This is a genomic window from Oricola nitratireducens, assembly GCF_014904745.1.
In the GTDB taxonomy this organism is placed as follows: Bacteria; Pseudomonadota; Alphaproteobacteria; order Rhizobiales; family Rhizobiaceae; genus Oricola; species Oricola nitratireducens.
This window is the reverse complement of record NZ_JACZCS010000053.1, coordinates 39,720-59,718: the sequence shown is the minus strand read 5'-3', so window position 1 is coordinate 59,718 and position 19,999 is coordinate 39,720. Positions and strand designations below refer to the sequence as shown.

The following is a 19,999-nucleotide window of genomic DNA, read 5'->3' as shown; positions in this document are numbered from 1 at the left end:
CCGCGCCGGCCTTGCCCCTGCTCGATCCGCGCAAGCGCTTCGATGTCCGCCCGAAGAGACGCCGCGCGAAATCCTTCCCGCGCATCTGCGTCATCGGCATTTCCGAACCGCGCCCGATCCCCGAAATCCGGAACCCCACGCCCGACGACGCGATCGACGCGGCTCGGCTGCGCCGCCGGCTCGCCGGGCTGAAACGCGCGCTCGACGATCTCGACGGCCACGCCAAACGCCTCGCCCGCTGGCGGGCAAGGCGCGACCTCGGTCTCAACCGAAGCAAATATTTCTCGCCAATGCGGCCCGGCTGGCCGCCCGGCCGCCGCAAGCGGGCGTTTCACGAAGTCGACGACGTGCTCGCCGAGTGCCATGCGCTGGCGCTTGATCTCGAGCGGCGCGACACGTCGTGAGGGGCGGGGGCAGGGTCTGTCCGGGACATCCGGCTTCGGAACGGAAGCGCGGAGATAATGACGCACGCGCACCCGAAAATCGGCCCGTCGATGCGGCAAATTTGCGCAATTGCGGCGCTTGCCTCCTTTTTGCCCCATTCGCCCGTGAGAGGTCGTCTCTCCGGCCTTAACGGACCGTTAGGGTTAATCAAAAGCTAACAAACGCGGAATGGAGGGGTAGTGCGGCTTTCCGGCGGGGACGATAGCCAGCGCGCATTCGCACGGGGACTTCGCATCGCGGTACTGCCGCTGATCGCGATGTTCGCCAACCTGTCGCTGCCGACCCAGGCGGCGCTGCCCGAGTTCAATATAGACGATTGGACCGCGCCCATTTCCCGCGACGCAGACCTCCAGGTCAACCAGGACAACAAGAGCGGCCGCTGGTGGGCGGTCAGCCGCGCGCAGGGGCCTGACGCGGATCTGGCGATCCGGCGCGGCTTCGAAACGGTCGCGCCCGCAAGGCTTGCCGGCCATTTGCCGATGGAGGCCGGCCCGGTGGCCGACGCGGCGGCCGATGCCCTGGCGATCGCCTATACGCCGTTCGAAGCGAAGAAACTGGTCTGGTCGCCGCTTGCCTTCTATGCCGAGCCGCCGGTGCGCAAGGGCGATCCCGCATGGATGCGCAAGCCACTTTCCGCCGGCACGTTCTCCGCCAAGCAGCAGACCTGCCTCGCCACCGCGCTCTATTTCGAGGCGAGGGGTGAATCGGCCAAGGGCCAGGCCGCGGTCGCGCAGGTGATCCTGAACCGGGTGCGCAATCCCGCCTATCCCGACACGGTCTGCGGCGTGGTCTACCAGAATGCCGGTCAGCGCAATCGCTGCCAGTTCTCCTTCGCCTGCGACGGCGCCCCCGACACGATTGCCCGCCTGCGGCCCTGGGAACGGGCCAAGAAAATCGCCGCCGAGGTGACCAACGGCCAGATGTCGGTTCCCGAGGTCGGCTCGGCGACGCATTATTTCGCCAGCTACGTGCAGCCGCGCTGGGCCAATTCCATGGTCAAGATGGCCAGCATCGGCACGCATGAATTCTTCCGCACCCATGGCGGCGGCTGGAAATAGCGGCCGCGGTCAGGCCGCGGCGCGCGGGTAGCCCATCCGCTCGACGAGGGAGTCGATGACGCCGATCCCGTCGCCGGCGATCTCCTGCCACAGCGACATGTGCGACGGGCCGGAAATCGCGATCTCGGATTCCGTCATGCCCCTGCCGCTGGTCGTCACCGTGCGCCCCATCTTCTCGACGATGTGCTGCATCTTCCGGTTTTGGGGCAGGCAGGCGAGATAGGCCGTCTCCGCCCCCCGGTTGCGCGCCAGCACAAGCGCGCGGCGCATCAGTTCGGTGCCGATGCCGGCGCCCTGGAAATCGTGCTCGACCGTCAGCGCCAGCTCGCACCGCCCCGTCATCGGGGTGTCGAACCACAGTTCCGCCGCGCCGCGCAGCGTGCCGTCGACGAAACAGCCGGTGACGACGGCGTGCGGCCAGCCGATCCGGGAGACGTGCGTGCGCACGTAATCGTCGTTGACACCAGCCATGAACCGCATCACGCGGTCGTCGCCGCCGACGCGAAGCAGATGCTCCTCGAGGAGAGGCCTTTCGCGGTCCGTCAGTTTTCGAAAGCTTCGCATGTGAATCTCCGGTTGTTCCTCCCGGAATTCGGACATCTGTCGCGACTCGTCGCGAACGCTGTCATTCGCATCATATAGGTTGCTGCACCGCGGGCAGAGGTGCCGTGTTTGCATGGGTGCCATGCGGCCGGCGCGGGCTGCGAACTGCTGCGGAACAGGTCGGTCTTCGCTTCCACCCCGCCCGCCGGGGACAGCATGACCGCTGCGTGATATCCTGCGCGCCGCCAGGGAGAGGCGAGGATCGGTCCCATGCGGTATTTCGATGACCAACGGTAACGCTGTCGGGGAAACTGCCTATCGCTGGGTGATCGTGGCCGCGGCGGCGGCGATGCTGGCGATTTCCATGGGCCTGCTCGTCAACGGCCTGTCAGTGTTCTTCATTCCGCTGGAGCAGGAATTCGGCTGGACCCGCGGGTCGATCGCGCTGATCAACACGTTCGGGCTCGTCGGCCTTGCCGCCGGGGGCATCGCGATGGGCGGCCTCGCCGACAGAACGAATATCCGTTACGTCTGCCTGTTCGGCGCGGTTGTCGTCGGCGTCTGCGTGCTCGCCGCGTCGCGGGCCAACGCGCTGTGGCAGCTCTATGTTCTTTTCTTTCTTGCCGGCGCCTTTGGCGGCGGCTCGCTTTTCGCGCCGCTGATCGCGCTGGTCGGCAACTGGTTCCGGGCGGGCGCCGGGCTCGCGATCGGCATCGCATCCGCCGGCCAGGCGGTCGGGCAGGGCGGCGTGCCGTTTGGTTCTGCCTATCTGATCAACGCATTCGGCTGGCGCGGCGCGATGCTGGGGCTCGGCGCAATCTCGCTGGCGACGCTGGTGCCGCTCGCGCTGTTGACCCGCGAACCGCCGGTCCGTGCCGCCACCGGCGCGGCCGCTTCGTCCGATGCGGGCGACGACGGTGCGCCGCTGCCGACTCCGGTGATCGTCGCCTGGCTTTCGGCCGCGGTCCTCGGCTGCTGCACCTGCATGTCCGTGCCGTTGATGCATCTGGTGCCGCTCATCGAGGGGCGCGGCATCTCCGCCCCGGAAGCGGGCAGCGTCCTGTTCGTGATGCTGCTGGTCGCGATTCTCGGCCGCGTCGCCTTCGGCCGCTTCGCCGACATGGTGGGCGCGATCCCCGCCTACATGACGGCGTCGCTGTGGCAGACGCTCCTGGTGTTCGGCTTCACGCAGATCAACGATCTTTCCTCGTTCTACATCTTCGCGCCGATATACGGCTTCGGCTATGCCGGGGTGATGACAGGAGTGCTGATCACGATACGGTCACTGACGCCGGCCTCGCGGCGCGGCATCTCGACGGGGATCATCCTCGCCTTCGCCTGGCTGGGGCATGGCCTCGGCGGTTACCAGGGCGGCCTGTTTTTCGACATTACCGGCGGCTACACGGTGAGCTTCGCCAATGCGGCGCTGGCCGGGGTAATCAACCTCGTATTGGCGGGCACGCTCTTCGTTACGGTGCGGCGGCGCACGCCGGTTGCCGCCTGGCATTGACGCTCCCAGCCGGAATCGGACATCAGGAGACCGTTTCATTTTCCAGGGAGACATCGCGATGTTCATCGTCTCGCTCACCTACCGCGTGCCGCTCGAGCGCATCGACGCGGCGATCGGGGAACATGTCGCCTTTCTCAACCGGCACTACGATGCCGGCCACTTTCTCGCCTCGGGGCGCAAGGTTCCGCGCACCGGCGGCGTCATCCTCGCCGACGGCCTCGACCGGGATGCGCTCGACCGGGTGCTGGCGGAAGACCCGTTCCACCGCGAAGGTCTCGCCGACTACGAGGTAATCGAATTCAGTCCGACCATGGCGCGCGACGACATCGCCAAGGCGTTCGGCATGGCGGGATAGCCGTCCTCCCGGATAAGAGCAATCGTTCGATATTGACGAAAATTCCGCCTCTTCCGTCAGGCTGTTTTTGAGGTTCGGCGGGCATCCTGTCCGAAACAGGAGACAGGTCTTGAACGCGATTGCATCCATTTTCGATGGATATGGCATGCGCCCCGGCGCCGGCGCGCAGTCGATTGCGGCAGCCGGCGAAACCGGGATCGAGGAGATGTTCCTCGCGCTCGAGGACGAGGCCCTTCGCACCAAAGTCGCCCTGCGCGTGCAGACGGAAGGCGCGGGCCGGCAACCGCTGTCGCGCGTCGACGTCACCGATCTCGCGCTGATGATCGTCACCGGCGGCGCGATGTCGCGTGCGTTCGCCGCGGCCGCCGCCGGCCAGCCGCCGGTCTCGACGCTGCCCGGCGGCTATGGCCAGGCCTGGTGAGCGGCAGGCCGGACCCGGCGCGTCTCATTCTCCCAAGGCAATTCCCTCGCGGCGCGGATCGGCGCCGCCTTCGAGCCCGTCCGGCGTGATCGCGATGGCCTGCAATCCGGAGTTCAGGCCGGTAACCGAAACCTTGTAGCCCATCTGTTCGAGATCGGGCTGCATGGCGGCCGCGTCGGTCCCTTCCTCCAGGTCGTAGGTGCCGAAGCGGTTGACGCGGTGCGGCATGGAGACCGCCTGCTGGACGTCCATGCCCCAGGCGAGATGGGCGATGATCGCCTGCGCGACGTAACCGATGATGCGGCTGCCGCCGGGCGAGCCGATGGCGAGAACCGGCTTGCCGTCGCGCAGCACGATCGTCGGTGACATCGAGGAGCGCGGCCTCTTGCCCGGCTCGACGCGGTTGGCGATCGGACGGCCGTTGTTCTGGGTCGCAAAGGAGAAGTCGGTCAGTTCGTTGTTCAGCAGGAAGCCGTTCGTCATCAGGCGCGAGCCGAAACCGTTCTCGATCGTGGTCGTCATCGACAGGACGTTGCCGTCGGCGTCGACGATGGAGATGTGGCTCGTCGAGGGGAGTTCGATCGAGATGTCGTCGCCGAGCAGCATCGCATGGTCGAAGGCGGGTTCGCCGGGCGAGACATCCTTCAGCGCCTTGCCCGGGTCCGTCCTGTCGCCCTCGATCAGGCCGGCGCGCTCCTCGAGATAGGCCGGATCGACGAGGCCTTTAACCGGGACGGGCACGAAGTCGCTGTCGGCCATGTAACGGCCACGGTCGGCGAAGGCGAGGCGCGAGGCGTCGCCGATCAGGCGCCAGGACTCGGGGTCGTCCGGTCCGAGCGTGCCGAGCGCGAAGTTGCCGACGATGCCGAGGATCTGGCCGACGGTGAGCGCGCCGGAGGAGGGCGGTCCCATGCCGCAGACCTGCGTGCCGAGATAGGGCGCGCAGACGGGCTCGCGTTCCCTGACCGAGTAGGTCGCGAAATCCTTCATCGACAAGACGCCGGGATTACCCGGCGCGTTGCGCACGGTGTCGACGATGTCGCGGGCGATCGATCCCGAATAGAAGACGTCGGCGCCGCCTTCGGAGAATGTGCGCAGTGTGTCGGCATAGGCCGGGTTCTGCAGGCGGATGCCGGCCTCGAGCGGCTGGCCGCCGGGCATGAAATAATTCGCCGTGGTCTTGAAGCGGGCCAGCCTCTCGGTGTCGGCGGCGATCAGGCCGGCGAGACGCGGCGAGATCGGAAATCCCTGGTCGGCGAGCGTAATGGCGTCGCCGAACAGGCTGGCCCAGTCCTTCCTGCCCCAGCGCTTCCAGGCTTCCTCCATCAGCATCGGCGTGCCCGGCGTACCGACGGACCGGCCACCGACGACAGCGTCGAAAAATTTCAGCGGCTCGCCGTTCTCGTCCTGGAAGAGCGTCGGGGTCGCCTCCAGCGGTGCGGTCTCGCGTCCGTCGAGCGTCGTCACCTTGCCCGTCGCGGCGTCGTACCAGACCAGGAAGGCGCCGCCGCCGAAGCCGGACGACTGCGGTTCGACCAGGCCGAGGACCGACTGGACCGCGACCATGGCGTCGGCGGCGCTGCCACCGGCGCGCAGCACTTTCGCGCCCGCTTCGACGGCCAGCGGATTGGCTGCGGCTACCATCCATTTCTTCGCCTTGACGGGTTTGCCGGCAAGCTTGGCATCCTGCGCATTGCGAATCGCGTCGGAGGTGACGAGCACCGTTCCCGCCGTGCCGGATTCGGGCGCGACCGTGTCGGAGGCTTCCTGCGCGACGGCGGCGATCGCCAGCGCCCCGAGGCCGAGAGCGGCGAGCAGATAGGTTCGGCGGGACATGGGCGGTTCCTTGCTTCCGGTGTCGCCATTAGATGGACCGGAATGTTACGCGGGCAAGAACCCGCGGCGCAAGTTCGCGTCCGGCTGGTGATTGACCGGCGAGGGGGATCATGCAATTAAATGAACAAGCGTTTAATTAAGGAGGTACGGCTTGGCGCGAACGGCAGGCTCCGATGGCGAAGCGACCGCGCGGGCGATCCGCGAGGCCAGTCTCGCGCTGTTCGCCCGCTACGGCTACGAGGCGGTGTCGATGCGCCAGATCGCCGACCGCGTCGGCGTGCAGGCCGGCGCGCTCTACAAGTATCACGCCAACAAGCAGCAATTGCTGGTCGACATCATGCGCGACCACATGGAGCAGTTGCTGGAGGCCTGGGACGCCGAACGGCAGCCGGGCGAGGAGAGCGTCGCGGCGCTCGACCGCTTCGCCCGGTTCCATATCGGCTACCACATCAAGAGGCCGGACGCGGTGTTCATTTCCTACATGGAGCTGCGGTCGCTCGAAGGGGAAGGCTTTCGCGATATCAGCCGCTTGCGCGGAAAATATGAAGCGATCCTGCGCGATATTCTGCGGCGCGGGATGGAGAACGGCGTATTCGCCATCGCCGACCCGCATGTCGCGGCGATGGCGATTCTTGCCATGATCACCGGCGTCAACACATGGTACCGTTCCGGCGGGCGGCTGTCGCAGGCGAAGATCGAGGATATCTACGTATCAATGGTTCTGGGCAGCGTCGGCTGCCGGAGGGAGCGAGTGGAACATGTTTGACAAGACGATGACTTTCGGGCTCGGCGAGGAGATCGAGGCGCTGCGCGACACGGTGCGGCGTTTCGCGCAGGACGAGATCGCGCCGCGCGCCGCGGAGATCGACGCGACGAATGACTTCCCGATGGATCTCTGGGAAAAGATGGGCGCGCTCGGCCTGCACGGAATTACGGTGCCGGAGGCCGACGGCGGCGCGGCGATGGGCTATCTCGCCCATACGGTCGCGGTGGAGGAGATCAGCCGGGCGTCGGCCTCGGTCGGGCTGTCCTACGGCGCCCATTCCAATCTCTGCGTCAACCAGATCAACCGCTGGGCGACGCCGGAGCAGAAGGCGAAATACCTGCCGAAACTGCTGTCGGGCGAGCATGTCGGCTCGCTTGCGATGAGCGAGCCGGGCGCCGGCTCCGACGTCGTGTCGATGAAGCTCAGGGCCGAGAAGCGCAACGACCGCTACGTCCTCAACGGCAACAAGATGTGGATCACCAACGGGCCGGATGCCTCGACGCTGATTGTCTACGCCAAGACCGACCCGGACGCGGGGCCGCGCGGCATCACGGCCTTCCTGGTCGAGAAGGGGATGAAGGGATTTTCCACGGCGCAGAAGCTCGACAAGCTCGGCATGCGCGGCTCCAACACCTGCGAACTGGTGTTCGAGGATTGCGAGGTGCCGTTCGAGAACGTGCTTGGCGACGAGGGCAAGGGCGTAAACGTGCTGATGTCCGGCCTCGACTACGAGCGCGTCGTGCTGGCCGGCGGCCCGGTCGGCATCATGGCGGCGGCGCTCGACGTGGTCATGCCCTATGTGCATGAGCGCCAGCAGTTCGGCCAGCCGATCGGCACGTTCCAGCTGATGCAGGGCAAGCTCGCCGACATGTACACCACGATGAATGCCTGCCGGGCCTATGTCTATGCCGTGGCGGCGGCCTGCGACCGTGGTGAGACGACGAGGCAGGATGCGGCGGGCTGCATCCTCTACGCGGCGGAAAAGGCGACCCAGGTCGCGCTCGATTCGATCCAGTGCCTCGGCGGCAACGGCTACACCAGCGAATACCCGACCGGTCGGCTGCTGCGCGACGCCAAGCTCTACGAGATCGGCGCGGGCACCAGCGAGATCCGCCGCATGCTGATCGGGCGGGAATTGTTTGCGGAGACGAAGTAACCTGCAATTCGATCGGCGAAAGGGAGGTGCGACATGCCGGGAACCGACTTCAAGGGCCTCAAGGCCCTGTTCATCAACTGCACGCTAAAGACGAGCGCGCAGGGCATCTCGCATACCGAAACGCTGATGCAGGATTCCATGGCGATCATGGAAGCCAACGGCGTCGAGGTGTCCTATCTGCGTGCCGCCGACTACCGGATCGCCTTCGGCGTCTATCCCGACATGCGCGATTACGGCGCCGAAACCGACGAGTGGCCGGACATTTTCTGGCCGCAAGTGAAGGCCGCGAACATTCTCGTCATCGGGACGCCGCTCTGGCTGGGCGAGGAATCATCGATCTGCCGCGTCATCATCGAGCGGCTTTATGCCCATTCGGGGCAACGCAACGACAAGGGGCAGTACATTTTCTACGGCAGGACCGGCGGCTGCATCGTCACCGGCAACGAGGACGGCGTCAAGCATGCGGCCATGACCTGCCAGTACGCGATGGCGCATGTCGGCTACACGGTCCCGCCGCAGGCCGATTGTGGCTGGATCGGAGAGGCCGGGCCGGGGCCGTCCTACGGCGACGAACTGGACGACGGCAGCCGTGCCGGCTTCGATAATGATTTCACCAAGCGAAACCTGACCTTCATGACATGGAACCTGATGCATATCGCGAAGATGCTCGCCGATGCCGGCGGCATCCCGGCGCAGGGCAATTCGGTTCCCGAATGGAACGAGGGCCGGCGTTTCGATCATCCCAATCCGGAGTACCGATGACAGTCCTTTCCTCAGCCATCTCCCATTCCTCCTCCGATTTCGCGGCCAACCGCGAAGCGATGGAGGCGCAATGCGCGGTCGTCGCCGTCGAGGCGGAACGCGTCATGCAGGGCGGATCGCAGTCTTCGCGCGAGCGGCATGTTTCCCGCGGCAAGCTCTTGCCGCGCGACCGCATCGCCGGGCTGATCGATCCCGGTTCGCCGTTTCTCGAGATCGGGCTTTTCGCGGCGCGCGGCGTTTATGGCGACGACATCCCTGCGGCGGGCGCGATTGCCGGGATCGGCCGGGTCGAGGGGCGCGATTGCATGATCCTGTGCAATGACGCGACGGTGAAGGGCGGAACCTATTATCCGCTGACGGTCAAGAAGCATCTGCGCGCCCAGGAGATCGCCGAGGAGAACCGGCTGCCCTGCATCTACCTGGTCGACTCGGGCGGGGCGAACCTGCCGAACCAGGACGAGGTCTTCCCGGACCGCGACCATTTCGGACGCATCTTCTTCAACCAGGCGAACATGAGCGCCAAGGGGATCGCGCAGATCGCCGTGGTGATGGGGTCGTGTACGGCGGGCGGCGCCTATGTCCCGGCGATGAGCGACCAGACCATCATCGTCAAGGAACAGGGCACGATCTTTCTCGCCGGGCCGCCGCTGGTGAAGGAGGCGACGGGCGAGGTGGTCGACGCCGAGACGCTGGGCGGCGGCGACACCCATACGAGACTGTCCGGCGTCGCCGACTATCTCGCCGACAATGACGACCACGCGCTGGCGCTGGCGCGCGAGATCGTGCGCAATCTCGGGCCCGCGCCCGCGCCTAACATCGCGCTTGCCGAACCGCACGCGCCGCTTTTTTCCGCCGACGACATCATGGGCATCGTGCCGGCCGACACGAAGACGCCCTATGACGTGCGCGAGATCATTGCGCGGCTCGTCGACGGCTCCGACTTTGCCGAATTCAAGCCGCGCTACGGCACGACGCTGGTGACCGGCTTCGCCCATATCGACGGCGTGCCGGTCGGCATCCTCGCCAACAATGGCGTGCTGTTTTCGGAAAGTTCGCTCAAGGGCGCGCATTTCATCGAACTGTGCTGCCAGAGGAAGATCCCGCTTCTCTTCCTGCAGAACATCACCGGCTTCATGGTCGGCTCGAAATACGAGGCCGGCGGCATTGCGCGCGACGGCGCCAAGCTGGTGACGGCGGTCTCGACGGCGGCGGTCCCGAAGGTGACGGTTATCATCGGCGGCTCCTACGGGGCGGGGAACTACGGCATGTGCGGGCGCGCCTATAGCCCACGCTTCCTGTGGATGTGGCCGAATGCGCGCATCGCCGTGATGGGCGGGCCGCAGGCGGCGGGCGTGCTCGCAAACGTCAAACGCGCGGGCATCGAGGCGAAGGGCGGCACGTGGTCGGCAGAGGAGGAAATGGAGTTCAAGCGGCCGACGCTGGAAATGTTCGAGCGCCAGTCGCACCCGCTCTATGCTTCGGCGCGGCTCTGGGACGACGGCATCATCGACCCGCGCAAGACCCGCGACGTGGTCGCGCTCAGCCTGAAGGCCGCGCTCAACGCGCCGGTCGATGAAACGAAGTTCGGCGTCTTCAGGATGTAAGGGCCGGCGAGGAGGAAGACCGATGATCGAAACGCGATTGACACGCGCCTTCGGGCTCGACCATCCGATCGTTTCGGCGCCGATGGCGATCGCCGGGGGCGGCGCGCTCGCCGCGGCGGTTACGGGCGCCGGCGGCCTCGGCCTGATCGGCGGCGGTTATGGCGATCCGGAATGGCTGGAAAAACAGTTCCGCGCGGCTGGCAACGCGGCTGTGGGCTGCGGCTTCATTACCTGGAAACTGGCCGAGAAGCCGGAACTCCTGACCGAAACGCTGGCGCGCAAGCCGAAGGCGCTGTTCCTGTCCTTTGGCGATCCGGTGCCTTTTGCCGACGAAATCCGCGCGGCGGGCGTGCCGCTGATCTGCCAGGTGCAGACGCTCGATCACGCCCGGCGCGCGCTGGAGGCAGGCGCCACGGCGATCGTCGCGCAAGGCGGCGAAGCGGGCGGCCATGGCGCGACGCGGGCGACGATGACGCTGGTTCCCGAGGTGGCCGATCTGCTGGCCGCGCAGGCGCCGGACGTGTTGCTGCTGGCGGCGGGCGGCATCGCCGACGGCCGGGGTCTCGCGGCAGCGCTGATGCTCGGCGCGGACGGGGTTCTCGTCGGAACGCGGCTCTGGGCCAGCCGGGAGGCGCTGGTTGCCGACGGTTTCCAGTCGGCCGCCGTTCGGGCCGATGGCGACGCGACGCTGCGTTCCTCGCTTCCGGACATCGCCCGGAAACTCGACTGGCCCGCGCCCTTCACCATCCGGACGCTGCGCAACGCCTTCACCGACCGGTGGCAGGACGACCCCGAAGGGCTGCGCCAGGCCGATGGCGGCGGTTACGCCGAAGCGATCGCGGCGGGTGACGCCGAGGGCGCGCCGGCCATCGTCGGCGAGGCCGCAGGACTGATCCGCGATATCGCGCCGGCGGGCGAGATCGTGACGCGCATCGCCGCGGACGCGGAGGCGCTTCTGGGCGGGGGATGGCGGCGATGATGCGGGTCTGGCAGGGCGACATCACGACGCTCGACGTCGACGCCATCGTCAACGCGGCAAATTCCTCGCTTCTCGGCGGCGGCGGGGTGGATGGCGCGATCCACCGCGCGGCGGGGCCGGAGCTTCTGGCCGAATGCCGCACACTCGGCGGCTGCGAGACCGGGCAGGCGAAGATCACCAAGGGCTATCGCTTGCCGGCGCGCTTTGTCATCCACACGGTCGGCCCGGTCTGGCATGGCGGTAGCCGCGGCGAGGCGGATCTGCTCGCATCGTGCTATCGCAATTCGATTCAACTTGCCGCCGCAAATGATTGTTCGACAATCGCTTTCCCGGCGATCTCGACCGGTATTTACGGCTATCCGGCCGACGAAGCGGCGCGGATTGCCGTCGTGACCGTGGCGGACACGCTTGCCTCCCATCCCGAAATCGAGATCGTGACGTTCTGCTGCTTCAGCCGGGACTCGGCCGAACTTCACCGGTCGGCCATGGCGGTGCTCTGACATGCCGTCTTGTCACGTGAGGTATTCGCCATGAGACGATTTCTGTCGCCGAAGGGCGCCCGGCGTTTCTACGACCTCGTGGGTTCGCTGGAGGACAGCCAGGCCTTCTACGAGGATCCCGCCCTGAAACGGCTGATCCGCGAGGGACGGTTCGATTCGGCCGCCTCGGTGTTCGAATTCGGCTGCGGTACCGGCCGGCTCGCGGGACGCCTGCTCAGGGACGAGTTGCCGGACGATGCCCGTTATACCGCCTGCGACATCAGCCCGAAAATGGTCGCGCTGGCGGGCAAGCGTCTGCAACGGTTCGGACCGCGTGCGCGCGTGTTCGAGCATACCGGCGCGCTGCGTTCCCTGTTCGGCGAGATGAAGTTCAACCGGATCGTCACGAGTTACGTGCTCGATCTTTTGCCGGAGGATCAAATCGAAATCTTCCTTGAGGCATCGCGGGACGCGCTGGCGCCCGGCGGATTTCTGTGCGCCGCCAGTATCGCGCCGGGGGCCGGATTCGCGGCGTCGACCGTGAGTTCGGTCTGGAGCGCCATCCATCGCATCTCGCCGGTGCTCACAGGCGGATGCAGGCCGGTCGACCTGCCGGCCATGTTCGCGCCGGAACAGTGGTCGATCGCGCATTCGGGCACGGTTGCGGCATGGGGGGTGACGTCATGTGTCGTCGTCGCATCGCCGCGATGACCGCGGTCGTGCATGTGCCGGTCGCCGGCTTATCCGTTGCATCCGCAAGGGTGGCTTCCATCGTGCGCGAAAGGAACTAAGGATGACGGGCATGACGATTTCAATTTCCAAGCTTCTCATCGCCAACCGCGGGGAAATCGCCTGCCGGATCATCCGCACCGCCCGGCGCCTGGGCGTCAGGACTGTCGCCGTCTATTCGGACGCCGATGCCGGCGCCCTGCATGTCGGCATGGCCGACGAGGCCGTGCGGATCGGACCGCCGCCGGCCGCGGAAAGCTATCTGGACACCGATGCGATCATCGCGGCGGCGCGAAAGACCGGCGCGCAGGCGGTGCATCCGGGTTACGGGTTCCTGTCGGAAAATCCGGGTTTCGTCGAGGCGGTCGAAGCGGCCGGGATGATATTCGTCGGGCCGTCGGCGGCGTCAATACGCGCCATGGGGCTGAAGGACGCTGCCAAGCGGCTGATGGAGAAGGCCGGCGTGCCGGTCGTGCCCGGCTATCACGGCGAGGCGCAGGAGGTCGTGGTGCTCGCCGCCAAGGCAAACGAGATCGGCTATCCGGTGCTGATCAAGGCGCGCGCGGGCGGCGGCGGCAAGGGCATGCGCAAGGTCGACGACCCGAAAGAATTCAAGGATGCGCTGGCGGCGGCCAAGCGCGAGGCGAAATCCGCCTTCGGCGACGACCGGGTGCTGGTCGAGAAATTCGTCGTCTCGCCGCGCCATATCGAGGTGCAGGTCTTCGGCGACAATCACGGCAATGTCGTGCATCTGTTCGAGCGCGACTGCTCGCTGCAGCGCCGCCACCAGAAGGTGATCGAGGAGGCGCCGGCGCCGGGGATGACGGACGAAGTGCGCGCGGCGATGACCGATGCCGCGGTCAAGGCGGCACAAGCGATCGACTATTCCGGCGCGGGCACCATCGAGTTCATCGCCGACGGGTCGGGGCCGCTCCGGCCGGACGGGTTCTGGTTCATGGAAATGAACACGCGGCTGCAGGTCGAGCATCCGGTGACCGAGGCGATCACCGGCCAGGATCTCGTCGAATGGCAGTTGCGGGTGGCGGCCGGCGAAAAACTGCCGCTGGCGCAGGCTGACCTGTCGATATCCGGCCATGCCTTCGAGGCGCGGCTATACGCGGAAGACCCGGCCAACGGTTTCCTGCCGGCGACCGGGACACTGCATCATCTCGCCTTCAGCAACGAGGCCCGCAACGACACGGGCGTGCGGTCGGGTGACGCGATCACGCCGTTCTACGACCCGATGATCGCCAAGATCATCACCCGTGGCGCAACGCGCGAAGAGGCGCTCGCGAAGCTCGCCGCGGCGCTCAAATCCACCCATGTCGCGGGAACCGTCACCAACGCCGCGTTCCTTGCCGCGCTGGCTTCGCATGAGGGCTTCGCCCGGGGCGAAGTGGACACGGGCGTGATCGGCCGCGATCTCGATGCGCTGATCGCGCCGGTCGCGCTCCCGGAAACGGTGATCGCGCTGGCGGCAGTCGTCGCGCTGGGCATCGATCCGGCGGCGCGGTTTTCCGGCTGGCGGCTGTGGGGCGAGGCGAGCCACAAGCTGCGCTTCATTCATGCCGGCGAGGCACTGGAACGGCGGCTGGTCCTGCATGGCGACGGCGCATTCTCTCTCGAAGGCGGCGCGGAGAGCGTGTTTGCGCGCGACCTGACGCGCGACGGGACCAGGGTGACCGCGCGTACCGGTGAGACCGGCGCGCGGGTGGAGGCCGACATCGTTACCTATCCGGGCATCGAGGGAACGGCCGTTTCGGTGCTGTGCGATGGCGCGGCGCATGTCCTACTCGCGCCCGACCCGCTGGCGGTCGCGGCGCATCACGGCGATCACGGCGATGCGATCCTGGCGCCGATGACCGGCATCGTGCGCACGGTCGCGGTCCGGGCGGGCGTCGCCGTCGACAAGGGCGACAAGCTGATCGTCATGGAAGCGATGAAGATGGAAACGAGCCTCACCGCGCCGCGCGCCGGGCTGGTGGCGGAAGTCTTCTGCGCCGAGGGCGAGACGGTCGAGGGCGGCGCGGTGCTGGTGCTATTCGAGGAGACCGGGCCGTGACGCATGTGCGCATCTACGAGGTCGGGCCGCGCGACGGGCTGCAGAACGAAAAGGCGATCATCCCGACCGAAAAGAAGATCGCGCTGATCGACCTGTTGTCGCTGACGGGGTTCGAGACAATCGAGGCGACCAGCTTCGTATCGCCGAAATGGGTGCCGCAGCTGGCCGACGCCGAGGAGGTGCTCGCCGGGATCAGGCGCGCGCCGGGCGTGACCTATGCGGCGCTGACGCCGAATCTGAAGGGCTTCGAGCGGGCGCTGGCGGCGGGCGCCGACGAGGTGGCGATCTTCGGCGCGGCGTCGGAAACCTTCAGCCGGAAGAACATCAACTGCTCGATCGCCGAGAGCCTGGAACGGTTCGGGCCGATCATGGACGCGGCATCGGCGGCGGGCATTCCGGTGCGCGGCTACATCTCCTGCGTCGCCGGTTGTCCCTATGAGGGCGACATCGCGCCGTCCGCCGTGCGCGACGTGGCCGAAAGGTTGCTGGCGATGGGCTGCTACGAGATCTCGCTGGGCGACACGATTGGGAAAGGCACGCCGGAGACGATCTCGGCGATGCTGAAGGCCGTGCTCGAAGCGGTTCCGGCGGACAGGCTCGCCGGGCATTATCACGACACCAACAACCGGGCGCTCGACAATGTGCGCGCCAGCCTCGGCTTCGGGCTGCGTGTCTTCGACAGCGCGGTCGGCGGGCTCGGCGGCTGTCCCTATGCGCCGGGCGCGAAAGGCAACGTGTCGACGACGGCGCTGGCACGGATGCTGGAGGCGGAGGGCTGGCGGACCGGGCTCGATTTCGAGCGGCTGGCGGCGGCAGAGGCCTATCTGGCGAACGAGATCGTCGCGGTTCCGGCGCGGGCAGGGGAGTAGGGCGATGAGCATGCAGACGATCAGGGTCGAGATCGACGCGCGCGGCATCACGACCGTGACGCTCGCGCGTGGCGACAAGCACAATGCGATGAACGCGCAGATGATCGCCGAACTGACCGGCGCGGCGCATGTGCTGGGCGAGGACAGTTCGGTGCGTGGAGTTGTGCTTGCCGCCGAAGGCAAGTCGTTCTGCGCCGGCGGCGATCTGGGCTGGATGCGCGAGCAGGCCGAAAAGGACCGCGCTGGCAAGATGGCCGAGGCGCGGGCGCTTGCCGCCATGCTCGGCGCATGGAACGCGCTGCCGAAACCGGTGATCGCGCGGGTGCAGGGCGCGGCCTATGGCGGTGGTCTCGGCCTGATGGCGGTCTCCGATATCGTCGTCGCCGCCGATACCGCGAAATTCGCACTGACCGAAACCCGGCTGGGGCTCATCCCGGCGACGATCGGGCCGTTCGTCGTGCGCCGCCTCGGCGAGGGCTTCGCGCGGCAGGTCTTCTTCAACGCCAAGCCGTTCGGCACCGATTTCGCGCTGCGCAGCGGGCTGGTCGCTCGGGTATGCGCGGCGGAAAGCCTCGACGAGGCGATCGCGGAGGAGTGCGCCGCGATCCTCGGCTGCGCGCCGGGCGCCGTCGCCGACGCCAAGGCGCTCGCCCGCGAACTCGGCGGACCCGATCCGCTGAATCAGGCCGAAATGACCGCGAACGCGCTCGCCGACCGCTGGGAAACCGACGAGGCGCTGGCGGGCATCGCCGCGTTCTTCGCCAAGGAAACGCCGCCGTGGCGTTCCGAATGATACAGGCTCCGTTTGCCGCTTAGCGAGCGCCGGCGTCGCCGTTCAGCGCCTGCATCGCTTCGGCGCCGATGCGGAACGATTGCAGCCGCGCCTGGTGATCGTGAATGTGGCCCGTCAGGATGACTTCGTCGGGCTGGTGGGCCGCGATGAAGCCGGCGAGCTGGCTCTTGACGCTTTCCGGCGATCCGACGGCGGTGATCTGCAGCGCCTCGTCGACCATGGGGCGCACCATCGGGTCGATCGCGGCGTCGATGTCTTCGACCGGACGCGGCAGCTTGCCGGGCTTACCGGTGCGAAGCCGCGCAAATCCGAGCTGCATCGATGTCCGGATGAAATGGCCTTCTTCGTCCGTCGGCGCGGCGAAGAGGTTGATCGCCAGCATGAAATGCGGCTTGTCGAGGAATACGGAGGGCCGGAAGGTCTGGCGGTAGATCTCGGACGCATCTTCGAGCGCCGCCGGCGCGAAATGCGACGCGAAGGCGTAGGGCAGGCCGAGATGGGCCGCGAGTTGCGCGCCGTAAAGGCTTGAACCGAGGATCCACACGGGCACCTTCGTGCCACTGCCGGGAATCGCCCGCACCTTTGCCTCGGGATCGGGATCGTCGAGATAGGTGATCAGTTCCACGACGTCTGAGGGAAAGCGGTCCGCGCCTTCCATCCCGCGGCGCAACGCTCTCGCGGTATTCATGTCGGTTCCGGGCGCGCGGCCAAGACCGAGATCGATGCGGCCGGGATAGAGCGTCGCGAGCGTGCCGAACTGCTCGGCGATGACGAGCGGGGCATGGTTCGGCAGCATGATGCCGCCCGCTCCGACGCGGATCGTCTTCGTTCCACCGGCCACGTGACCGATCAGCACCGATGTCGCGGCACTGGCGATGCCGGGGGAGTTGTGATGCTCGGCGAGCCAGTAGCGCTTGTAGCCCCAAGTCTCGGCGTTGCGGGCGAGGTCGAGCGTGTTGCGTACCGCATCGGATGCTTCGAATCCTTCGGGGATGGGGGACAGGTCGAGAAGCGAATAGGGGACCATGGCTTGCGGCGTCCTGTCTTTGTCATTTGCGGTGCCCTCGAATTATGGATGGCGCCGCGCGTAATCAAGCGTCCGGGACAAGTCATTCGCAATACCCGTCGCTGCAAGGCATCGGCGAATGACGCCGTCGCAATGGTTGGAAAACACGCCGGCAACCGCTATTCCATGTCCGGAACGAAGAGTCTGACCAGTCGCTTAGGGAGATCATTTGACAATGGAACTGAAGGACGAAGTGCGCATCGCCGCGCCACGTGACCGCGTCTATGCGGCGCTGAACGATCCCGAGATCCTCAAGGAATGCATCCCGGGCTGCGAGGAACTGATCAAGCATTCCGATACCGAACTGGAAGCCAAGGTTCTGCTGAAGATCGGGCCGGTGAAGGCGCGGTTCGGCGGCAAGGTGACGCTTGATCCGAGCCAGGCGCCGGAGCGCTTCTCGCTGAGCGGCGAGGGCAGCGGCGGCGCGGCCGGTTTCGCCAAGGGCGGTGCCGATGTGGAGCTGGTCGAGGACGGCGGCGAGACGATCCTGCGCTACGACGCCAAGGCCGATATCGGCGGCAAGCTGGCGCAGCTCGGCAGCCGTCTGGTCACGTCGACCTCGCGCAAGCTCGCCGGCATGTTCTTCACCAAATTCGCGGAAGTCGTTTCCGGCGAGGAGCCGAAAGGGGCCTGAGCCTCAATCGTTCTCGATCTTCAGTTCGACCCGGTCGGCGGCGAAACGCGATTCGGCGTACTGGATCGGTCTGCCGTCGGCGTCGGCGTTGCTGGCGCGGGTGACCAGCACGATGGCGCCGGCCGACAGGCGGAGCAGCTCGATGTCCTCGGCGGACGCGTGCCGCGCCTCGATGACCGTCGATTTTCGCACATAGTCTGCCACACCGCAGGCGGCAAGCGCCTTGGTGATCGAGGCGTGCTGCCCGAAGGCGGTGTCGATATCGGGGAACCGCGCCGCGTCGAACCATGAGGTAGCGCGCGATACCGGCACGCCGTCTGCCTCGCTGACGGTCTCGAGGCGGACGACTTCGCTGCCGGGACGGATGTCCAGATTTTCCGCGACCGTGTCGCTTGCGTCTTCGCGCCCGCTTTTCAATAGCCGCGTCCGGGTCGACCCGGCCTGACCGCCGATTCCGGCGGAAAAACGGGTGCGTTTGGCGATCGGATAGCTCAGCCGCGCGCGCCGCCGGACGAAGGTGCCGCGGCCCTGTTCAGAGCGCAGCACGCCTTCCTGTTCCAGTGCGGCAATGGCCGAGCGCACGGTGTGGCGGTTGACGCCATAGCGCCTGGCAAGCTCCATTTCGGGCGGAAGCCTGCCTTCGCGCGCGGTTGCGCCCGTCGCGATATCGGAGCGGATCAGGTCCGCGATCTGGCGCCACAGCGCGACGCCGGTCTTTCGTTCAAGCAATGCTCCGGCCAATGATTCCCGCCTCTTTTTCGCGTGTCTGTCACACTCTTGTCATTCCTCACGGTTAGAAGAATAATATGTTTAGTTGTCTATAACAATAGACAAGTTAGTCAGCAACGGAAAATCGCATGCAAGGAACGGAAGACAAGGCGGCCCATGCCGCGCGCCAGAAGCGCCTGTCGGCGCTCGCTTCGGCCGACGGCCGCGACATCCTGGCGTTGTGGGAAAAGCTCGGCATCGATCCCGCCTGCGAAATGGTGCGCGGGCCCGAAACCGGGCTGATCGCGCTGCGCGGACGCATCGGCGGCGGCGGTGCGCCGTTCAATTTCGGCGAGGCGACGGCGACGCGCGCGACGGTGCGGCTGGAAAACGGCGCAATCGGCCATTCGCTGACGCTTGGACGCGATCGCCTCAAGGCGAAGCTGATCGCCATACTCGACGCGCTGGCGCAGGACGCCGCGATGGAATCCAAAATCGACGAGATGATTGTCCGGCCGCTGCAGGCGTCGCTGGCCGAGCGCGACAGCAAGCGCCGGTCTGAGACGGCGGCGACCAAGGTCGATTTCTTCACAATGGTCAGGGGAGACGACTGATGGCCGTAACCGGACAGGTTGTCGAAGGCGGATTTGGCGATCCGGTCTTTGCGTCGCAATCGGTGTTTCGCGCAGTGATGGACGCGATGGCGCGGCCGGGCACGGTTCAGGCGATCGCGACCGACGCGATGCCGCCGGCGCCGCTCAACGCGGCTGCGGCCGCGGTCGTGCTGGCGCTTGCCGATTCCGACACGCCGCTCTGGCTCGATGCGGAACTGGCGAAAAGCGAAGCGGTCAGGGGATGGCTTGCCTTTCACACCGGAGCGCCGCTGGCGGGCACGCCGTCGGATGCCGTCTTCGCGCTCGCGGCCAATCCGGCCGCCGTGCCGCCGCTGACCGGCTTCGCGCTCGGTACGCAGGAATATCCGGACCGCTCGACGACGCTGATCGTGCAGGTGGAGTCGCTGACCGGCGGACCGGTGCTGACGCTGACCGGGCCGGGCATCGAAACGACGCAAGCCATCGCGCCGAGGCCGTTGCCGGGGCATTTCGAGGTGCAGTGGCGCGAGATCAACGGGCTTTATCCGCGCGGTCTCGATCTCATCCTGGCGGCGCCCGACGCCGTCATCTGCCTGCCGCGCACGGCGCGGATCGGAAACGAGGAGCTCTGA

Annotated in this window: 21 protein-coding genes and 1 pseudogene; 18 read left to right on the top strand and 4 right to left on the bottom strand. The window is 66.8% G+C overall.

Translation table 11 applies throughout. The features are described from left to right. Positions 1–404: pseudogene (locus IG169_RS23445) on the top strand (hypothetical protein); the annotation flags it as partial. A 219-nt stretch (positions 405–623) separates the two neighbouring features. Then, entirely contained in the window at positions 624–1,502 is an 879-nt protein-coding gene (locus IG169_RS24475) for a cell wall hydrolase (RefSeq protein WP_428982284.1), read from the top strand. 9 nt (positions 1,503–1,511) lie between these two features. Here the strand turns inward: IG169_RS24475 and IG169_RS23435 are convergent, their stop codons facing one another. Beyond that, on the bottom strand, positions 1,512–2,066 hold the full coding sequence (locus IG169_RS23435) for a GNAT family N-acetyltransferase (protein ID WP_193178705.1): 555 nt from the start codon (positions 2,064–2,066) through the stop codon (positions 1,512–1,514). Positions 2,067–2,328: 262 nt separating this feature from the next. Between IG169_RS23435 and IG169_RS23430 the strand changes: the two genes are divergently transcribed. The 3 genes from IG169_RS23430 to IG169_RS23420 all read left to right on the top strand — a co-directional run bounded on the left by IG169_RS23430 (position 2,329) and on the right by IG169_RS23420 (position 4,331). After that, positions 2,329–3,555, top strand: a complete 1,227-nt coding sequence (locus tag IG169_RS23430; protein ID WP_193178704.1) for an MFS transporter — start codon at positions 2,329–2,331, stop codon at positions 3,553–3,555. Between the two features lie 58 nt (positions 3,556–3,613). Continuing rightward, complete coding sequence (locus IG169_RS23425; RefSeq protein WP_193178703.1) at positions 3,614–3,910, top strand: YciI family protein; 297 nt, start codon at positions 3,614–3,616, stop codon at positions 3,908–3,910. A 109-nt stretch (positions 3,911–4,019) separates the two neighbouring features. After that, positions 4,020–4,331, top strand: a complete 312-nt coding sequence (locus IG169_RS23420; protein WP_193178702.1) for a hypothetical protein — start codon at positions 4,020–4,022, stop codon at positions 4,329–4,331. 24 nt (positions 4,332–4,355) lie between these two features. On the opposite strand, the gene ggt is transcribed toward IG169_RS23420, so the two are convergent. Beyond that, a complete protein-coding gene (ggt, locus tag IG169_RS23415) occupies positions 4,356–6,167 on the bottom strand; it encodes a gamma-glutamyltransferase (protein ID WP_193178701.1) in 1,812 nt (603 codons plus the stop codon). A 151-nt stretch (positions 6,168–6,318) separates the two neighbouring features. Between ggt and IG169_RS23410 the strand changes: the two genes are divergently transcribed. From IG169_RS23410 to IG169_RS23365, 10 genes are all read left to right on the top strand, one after another. Next, the gene (locus tag IG169_RS23410; RefSeq protein ID WP_193178700.1) at positions 6,319–6,933 is read left to right on the top strand and encodes a TetR/AcrR family transcriptional regulator; all 615 of its coding nucleotides are present in this window, start codon (positions 6,319–6,321) and stop codon (positions 6,931–6,933) included. A 7-nt stretch (positions 6,934–6,940) separates the two neighbouring features. Continuing rightward, on the top strand, positions 6,941–8,089 hold the full coding sequence (locus IG169_RS23405) for an isovaleryl-CoA dehydrogenase (protein WP_487345384.1): 1,149 nt from the start codon (positions 6,941–6,943) through the stop codon (positions 8,087–8,089). A 33-nt stretch (positions 8,090–8,122) separates the two neighbouring features. Further along, a complete protein-coding gene (locus IG169_RS23400; protein WP_193178698.1) occupies positions 8,123–8,851 on the top strand; it encodes a flavodoxin family protein in 729 nt (242 codons plus the stop codon). After that, positions 8,848–10,455 (top strand): carboxyl transferase domain-containing protein, encoded by a 1,608-nt coding sequence (locus IG169_RS23395; protein WP_193178697.1) that lies wholly within the window; start codon positions 8,848–8,850, stop codon positions 10,453–10,455. The genes IG169_RS23400 and IG169_RS23395 overlap by 4 nt, the downstream gene beginning before the upstream one ends. 22 nt (positions 10,456–10,477) lie before the next feature. Beyond that, complete coding sequence (locus IG169_RS23390; RefSeq protein WP_193178696.1) at positions 10,478–11,434, top strand: NAD(P)H-dependent flavin oxidoreductase; 957 nt, start codon at positions 10,478–10,480, stop codon at positions 11,432–11,434. Then, positions 11,422–11,934, top strand: coding sequence for an O-acetyl-ADP-ribose deacetylase (locus IG169_RS23385; RefSeq protein WP_193178695.1), 513 nt, complete (start codon positions 11,422–11,424; stop codon positions 11,932–11,934). The genes IG169_RS23390 and IG169_RS23385 overlap by 13 nt, the downstream gene beginning before the upstream one ends. Before the next feature lie 30 nt (positions 11,935–11,964). Beyond that, positions 11,965–12,624, top strand: coding sequence for a class I SAM-dependent methyltransferase (locus tag IG169_RS23380; protein ID WP_193178694.1), 660 nt, complete (start codon positions 11,965–11,967; stop codon positions 12,622–12,624). Between the two features lie 91 nt (positions 12,625–12,715). Then, on the top strand, positions 12,716–14,704 hold the full coding sequence (locus IG169_RS23375) for an acetyl/propionyl/methylcrotonyl-CoA carboxylase subunit alpha (protein WP_193178693.1): 1,989 nt from the start codon (positions 12,716–12,718) through the stop codon (positions 14,702–14,704). After that, a complete protein-coding gene (locus tag IG169_RS23370) occupies positions 14,701–15,573 on the top strand; it encodes a hydroxymethylglutaryl-CoA lyase (RefSeq protein WP_193178692.1) in 873 nt (290 codons plus the stop codon). Before IG169_RS23375 ends, IG169_RS23370 begins: the two co-directional genes overlap by 4 nt. Positions 15,574–15,577: 4 nt before the next feature. Further along, positions 15,578–16,366, top strand: coding sequence for a crotonase/enoyl-CoA hydratase family protein (locus IG169_RS23365; protein ID WP_193178691.1), 789 nt, complete (start codon positions 15,578–15,580; stop codon positions 16,364–16,366). A gap of 19 nt (positions 16,367–16,385) precedes the next feature. Here IG169_RS23365 and IG169_RS23360 read toward each other — a convergent pair whose 3' ends face one another. Continuing rightward, positions 16,386–17,393 (bottom strand): LLM class flavin-dependent oxidoreductase, encoded by a 1,008-nt coding sequence (locus tag IG169_RS23360; protein WP_193178690.1) that lies wholly within the window; start codon positions 17,391–17,393, stop codon positions 16,386–16,388. A 214-nt stretch (positions 17,394–17,607) separates the two neighbouring features. On the opposite strand from IG169_RS23360, the gene IG169_RS23355 reads away from it, so the two are divergent. Continuing rightward, a complete protein-coding gene (locus IG169_RS23355; RefSeq protein WP_193178689.1) occupies positions 17,608–18,066 on the top strand; it encodes an SRPBCC family protein in 459 nt (152 codons plus the stop codon). 3 nt (positions 18,067–18,069) lie between these two features. On the opposite strand, the gene phnF is transcribed toward IG169_RS23355, so the two are convergent. After that, complete coding sequence (phnF, locus tag IG169_RS23350; protein ID WP_246717552.1) at positions 18,070–18,795, bottom strand: phosphonate metabolism transcriptional regulator PhnF; 726 nt, start codon at positions 18,793–18,795, stop codon at positions 18,070–18,072. Positions 18,796–18,923: 128 nt separating this feature from the next. Between phnF and phnG the strand changes: the two genes are divergently transcribed. Both phnG and phnH read left to right on the top strand, forming a co-directional pair. Continuing rightward, entirely contained in the window at positions 18,924–19,388 is a 465-nt protein-coding gene (phnG, locus tag IG169_RS23345) for a phosphonate C-P lyase system protein PhnG (RefSeq protein WP_193178687.1), read from the top strand. Continuing rightward, positions 19,388–19,999, top strand: coding sequence for a phosphonate C-P lyase system protein PhnH (gene phnH / locus IG169_RS23340; protein WP_193178686.1), 612 nt, complete (start codon positions 19,388–19,390; stop codon positions 19,997–19,999). The genes phnG and phnH overlap by 1 nt, the downstream gene beginning before the upstream one ends.